Source organism: Streptomyces sp. (assembly GCF_031178505.1).
In the GTDB taxonomy this organism is placed as follows: Bacteria; Actinomycetota; Actinomycetes; order Streptomycetales; family Streptomycetaceae; genus Streptomyces; species Streptomyces gulbargensis.
This window is the reverse complement of the sequence record NZ_JAPSIW010000457.1, coordinates 1-5,765: the sequence shown is the minus strand read 5'-3', so window position 1 is coordinate 5,765 and position 5,765 is coordinate 1. Positions and strand designations below refer to the sequence as shown.

The 5,765-nt window shown below is 75.0% G+C and carries 3 protein-coding genes; all 3 read left to right on the top strand.

Going from position 1 to position 5,765, the window contains the following annotated elements:
• Positions 1–2,246: BTAD domain-containing putative transcriptional regulator (locus tag RIF68_RS25065; protein WP_309053565.1), on the top strand; the 2,246-nt coding region annotated here is incomplete at its 5' end.
• Between the two features lie 249 nt (positions 2,247–2,495).
• Positions 2,496–3,257, top strand: coding sequence for a DUF4232 domain-containing protein (locus tag RIF68_RS25060; RefSeq protein WP_309053564.1), 762 nt, complete (start codon positions 2,496–2,498; stop codon positions 3,255–3,257).
• A gap of 851 nt (positions 3,258–4,108) precedes the next feature.
• On the top strand, positions 4,109–5,683 hold the full coding sequence (locus RIF68_RS25055; RefSeq protein WP_309053563.1) for a S8 family peptidase: 1,575 nt from the start codon (positions 4,109–4,111) through the stop codon (positions 5,681–5,683).
• The last annotated feature ends 82 nt before the right edge of the window (positions 5,684–5,765 follow it).

The window sequence follows — 5,765 nt, the reverse complement described above, 5'->3', positions numbered from 1 at the left end:
TGCCGAGCCGGCCGCTGGAGGCGGCGGCGAGCGGGCTCGAGGAGATGCGGCTCGCGTCGGTGGAGGCTCTGGCCGCGGCGTACGGGCAGCTCGGTGAGCACGGCAGGGCCGCCGCCGTCCTGCGGACGGAGGCCGTCGCCCATCCGCTGCGCGAGTCCCTGGCCGCGGCGCTGATGCTGGCCCTGGCCCGGGCGGGCCGGCAGTCCGATGCCATGGACTGGTACCACAGGACCCGGCGGCTGCTCGCCGAGGAGCTGGGGGTGGACCCGGGCGAGACGCTGAGCGAGGCGTACGCGACGCTGCTGCGGTCCGCCGCGCCCGCCGCCCCGCCGCGTACCGCCGCCGCGCTCACGGCGGAGCCCCCCGCGCCCGCCCCGGTCGTGGTGCCCGAGCTGCTGCCGCGCCCGCCGCGCGGGTTCACCGGCCGCCGGGGCGAGCTGGCCGCGCTCGACCGGGAGGCCGGCGCGGGTGACGGCCCCGTCTGTCTGGTCACCGGTCCCGCCGGGGTCGGCAAGACCGCCTTCGCCGTGCACTGGGCGCACGAGCGGCGCGAGGGCTTCCCCGACGGGCGCCTCTTCGCCGACCTGCGCGGCTTCAGCGACACCCCGGCGCCCGACACGGCCGCCGTGCTCCGCGAGTTCCTGCTGGCCCTCGGGGTGCCGCAACCACGGGTCCCGGAGGGCGTGGAGGCGCGCGGCGCGCTGTTCCGCACGCTCACCGCCGGACGCCGGCTCCTCGTCGTCCTCGACAACGCCCGTTCCTCCGAGCAGGTCCGCCCGCTGCTGCCCGGTGGCGACCGCTGCGTCACGCTCGTCACCAGCCGCGACCGGCTCGGCGGGCTCATCGCGTCCGACGCGGCCCGGCCCGTGCCGTTGCACCACCTGCCGGCCGCCGACGCGGCGGCCCTGCTCGCCACCGTCCTCGGTGCGGACCGGGTCGCGGCCGAGCCGGAGGCCACGGCCCGGCTCGCCGGGCTCTGCGACGGGCTCCCGCTCGCCCTGCGCGTCACCGCCGCCCGCCTGGCCGAGCGGCCCGGCTGGACCCTGGACGCGATGGTCGGCGAACTCGCCGACGAGCAGGGCAGGTTGTCCCTCCTCGACGTGGAGGACATCGGTGTCTCCGCCGCGCTCCGCCTCACCGTGCAGCAGCTTCCGGAGTCCGCCACCCGCATGTTCCGGGCCCTGGCCCTGCACACCGGCTCCGATGTCGACCGGTTCGCCGCGAGCGCGCTGGCCGGGACCTCGCCCGCGCAGGCCTCCGCCGACCTGGACCGGCTCGCCGCCGCCCACCTGCTCACCGAGGCGGTTCCCGGCCGCTGGACGCCGCACGACCTCGTACGCCTCTACGCGCGCCGGCTCGCGCCGCAGGCCGACCAGGAGGGGCTGCGGCGCCTTCTCGACCACTACCTCTACACCGGGCTCGCCGCCGACGCCGCCGCCGAACCGGGTTCCCAGCCCTGCTACGCCCTGCCCGCCGACCACCGGCGGCCCGCCGCGACCCGGGAGTTCGAGGACCGGGCGGCGGCGCTCGACTGGTACGCGGCGGAGCGTCCCGCCCTGGAGGGGGCCGTCGCGGCGGCCGCCGCGCTCGGGCTGCACGACCGGGCCTGGCGGCTCGCCCTCGTCCAGTGGCCGCTGATGCTGGTGCGGATCAGCGACGGCTGGACGCCGCTCCTGGAGGCGGGGCTCGCCTCCGCGGAGCACGTGGGCGACTTCGACGCCCAGTCGCGCACGCGGGCGCTGCTCGGCTGGATCCTCCACGAGGAGGGCCGGGACGCGGAGGCCCTCGTCCACCTGGAGAAGGCGCCGGTCCTGGCCGCCCGGGCGGGCGACACGATCAGCGAGGCCATCGCGTACGTCAACCTCGCCGTCGTCCTCGACGCGACGGGCGAGCACGGGCGGGCCGGTCTCCTCATGGCCCAGGCGGTCGCCCTCGCCGACCGCTCCGGTCACCCCAACACCCAGGTGCTGACGCTCCACCACCTCGCACGCCACTGCCTGGAGGCGGGGGAGTACGAGGCGGCCCTCGCGCACACCGTTCGCGCCGGGGAACTCGTACCGCCCGACGGGATGGTCGTACGGGCCGGGCTGCAGATCCTCCAGGGGGAGGCCCTGGCCGGAAGCGGACGGCTGGATGAGGCCGCCGACCAGCTGAAACGAGCCATCGCCGCGGCCGACGCGGCCGGTTTCCGGGAGGGTTCGGCGCGGGCGGCGGAGCGGCTTTCGCGTCTGGCAGCGGACCGTTAGCGGTACGCAAGCGGGACGGCAGTGCGGGGGCGGAAGCTGGTGTCAGCACGAAGGACCCGCCGCGCCGGGGGCCGGGTGCCGCACCACGGACGCCACCCCACCGGCGCGCCCCGGTGTGGCGCCCGGCTCCGCCGGACCGGCGGGTCCCGGGTGCCGCACCCGGGCGCTGCGCCCACCGGAGAGCCCGGGTGCACCGACCGCACAGCACACCGCAGGCGTCACGCCTCACCTTCACGGGGGACCGTCATCATGCGTACTCACCGCACGACCACCGCTCTGGCCGTCGCCGTCACCGCCCTCTCGCTGGGCCTCACCGCCTGCGGCGGCGGCACCGGCACGGGCGCCAAGGACGCGGGCAGCGCGACCGGCGCCTCCGCCTCTTCGTCCGCCTCCTCCGCCGTCTCGGTCTCGCCGTCGGCGGCCTCGTCCGCGGGTACGGGGACGACGGACACCGGCACCGGGACGGGCACGTCCGGTTCCGCCGGCGGCTCGGCCACCACGGCGGACACCGCCGCGAACACCACCACCGTGGCGACCGGCACGGGCGGGAGCCGCAGCGCCGGTTCGACCCGCGCGAAGGAGCGCGCCTGCGCCGCCGGGGACGTACGGATCACCGCGGCCAAGGCCGACGAGGTGCCCACCGAGCACATCGTGCTCACCGCCACCAACACCTCGGCGAGCTCGTGCCGGCTCATCGGCTACCCGCTGATCGCCTTCGGCGAGATCCAGACCGCCAAGGACGTCCCGGCCGTCGCCAAGAGCAAGCCGGCCGCCCCCGTCGTCCTGAAGCCGGGCGCCCCCGCGTACGCCAACGTCCGCATCGCCCTCGGTGGCGTGGACGAGGACGCCAAGGTCGTCACCGCGTTCAACGTGAACCTCTTCGCCGCCGACGGCCCGGCCGAGGGCAGCGTCGTCGTCAAGGCGCCGGCCGGCGGTCTCGCCGTCAACGAGGCCGTCGCGAAGACGGGCTACTGGACGCACGAGCTGCGGTCCGGCGCCGACGAGTTCTGAGTCGACGAGTTCCGAGCCGACGAGTCCTGAGTCGACGCGTCCCGAGCGGGCGTTCGGCCCGGCGCGTTCCGAGCCGACGAGTTCCGGTCCGGGGGCTCCGAGGCGAAGGACTTCGCGGCGACGGACTCCGAGTCGTACGGAAGCGGGGCGGGGGAGCGGGGGCGGGCGCGGCGTTCAGGAGGACGCCAGGCCCGTCTTCGCCCCCGCCCCGCACGGCGTGATGCCGCTGCCCGGCAGGCGGCGGCGGTGGGCTCGACGAAGAGTCCGCGCGCGGCGGATCCCGCTGGGCGTCGCGCCGCGCGTCCCGGCGTCACGGTACGGAGGGTGCCGCCGTTCGCGCGGGCGGCCGCCAGGGTCCGGCGGGCCCGGGGCGGGATCGTGATCGTGATGCCCTGCGTGAGCGGGGGAGGCCCTTCCGGAGCGTGGCGGCGCCCGTGTACGGCGGGGGCGGCTCTCCCGGAGTGTGACGGCGCACGCGTACGGAGAGGGCGGCGACGCCTCCTCGTACCACCGGAGGGAATTCACCCCGGCCGCGAGGTCCGGCAGGGGGGCGGGGGCGGTGGTGAGGTCGGGGTCCCAGGGCCCCGGCAGCGGGGACAACACCAGGTGAGGGCGTCGGCGGGCGCGGAAACACCGCATCCGTGACACACCTGGGAGGTCATGGGGGCGGCATGTCGGCGGTGTGGCAGGGGTGTTGCGGATGCCCACGCGCCCTTGTGCGATTCCTATGGATCAGTCAATCTTTCGCTCGGCAGCCGGACGTTCCAGACGCCGCGGACTCCGCGCCATGGATTGTCATGTCCCTGCCCTATCCCCACGGCAGTGCACCACCGATGAGGAGGACCCCCCACATGTCAGTGCGTGACTCGCGCCGCCGTATCACCACGGCCGCGGCCATCGCCGTCGCCGCCCTCGCCCTCGGCTCCCTCTCCGCACTCCCCGCCACCGCCGCCCCGGCCGCCGCCGAAGGCGTCATCGAGAACGCCGGTGCCGAGGGCACCATCGCGGGCAGCTACATCGTCACCCTGCACGAGTCCGCCCAGGCGGAGACCGCCAAGGGCCGCGCCGTCGCCGCCAAGTTCGGCGCGAAGATCAAGCGGACGTACACGACCGCCGTCAACGGCTACTCCGTCGAGCTGTCGGAGGCCCAGGCCAGGAAGCTCGCGGCGGACCCCGCCGTCAAGTCCGTCGTGCAGAACCGGGTCTTCACCATCGACGCCACCCAGCCCTCCCCGCCGTCCTGGGGCCTGGACCGGATCGACCAGCGGGCGCTGCCCCTGAACCAGAGCTACACCTACCCGGACAGCGCGGGCCAGGGCGTCACCGCGTACGTCATCGACACCGGTGTCCGCATCAGCCACAGCGACTTCGGCGGCCGTGCCGTCAACGGCTACGACGCCGTCGACAACGACAACACCGCCCAGGACGGCCACGGCCACGGCACCCACGTCGCCGGTACCGTCGCGGGCTCCGCGCACGGCGTCGCCAAGAAGGCCAAGATCGTCGGCGTCCGCGTCCTCGACAACAACGGGTCGGGCACCACCGAGCAGGTCGTCGCCGGCATCGACTGGGTCACCCGCAACGCCGTCAAGCCGGCCGTCGCCAACATGAGCCTCGGCGGCGGCGTCGACAGCGTCCTCGACACGGCCGTCCGCAACTCCATCGCCGCCGGCATCACCTACGCGGTCGCGGCGGGCAACGACAGCGCCAACGCCTCCAACTACTCGCCGGCGCGCGTCTCCGAGGCCATCACCGTCGGCTCCACCACGTCGAGCGACGCCCGCTCCAGCTTCTCCAACTACGGCAGCGTCCTGGACATCTTCGCCCCCGGCTCCTCCATCAAGTCGGCCTGGAACACCGGCGACACCGCCACCAACACCATCTCCGGTACGTCGATGGCGGCCCCGCACGTCGCCGGCGCCGCCGCCGTCTACCTGGCCGACAACCCGGCGTCCACCCCGGCCCAGGTCTCCGCGGCCCTGGCCAACGCCGCCACCCCGAACGTCGTCACCAGCCCCGGCACCGGCTCCCCGAACCGCCTCCTGTACGTCGGCGGCGGCACGACCACCCCGCCGCCCACCGGCCCGAAGTTCGAGAACACCACGGACTACGCCATCGCCGACAACGCGACCGCCGAGTCCCCCGTCACCGTCAGCGGCGTCGCGGGCAACGCCCCCTCCGCCCTGCAGGTGCCGGTGAACATCGCCCACACCTACATCGGTGACCTCCAGGTCCAGCTCATCGCCCCCGACGGCACGGCCTACACGCTGAAGGCCTTCGGCACCGGCGGCAGCGCCGACAACATCAACACCACGTACACGGTCAACGCCTCCTCCGAGGTCGCCAACGGCACGTGGAAGCTGCGCGTCAGCGACAACGCCAACTTCGACACCGGCAAGATCGACTCCTGGGGTCTGCAGTTCTGATCCGGGGCGAACCGACGGGACCCCGGTGACGGGGTCCTGAACATCTGAAGGCACGAGGGGCGGTCGCCGGCGGGCGGCCGCC

What these genes read in the sequence shown, in the direction of transcription:
- RIF68_RS25060 (WP_309053564.1), top strand. Translation starts at nt 2,496, where the DNA reads ATGCGTACTCACCGCACGACCACCGCTCTGGCCGTCGCCGTCACCGCC.
- RIF68_RS25055 (WP_309053563.1), top strand. Translation starts at nt 4,109, where the DNA reads ATGTCAGTGCGTGACTCGCGCCGCCGTATCACCACGGCCGCGGCCATC.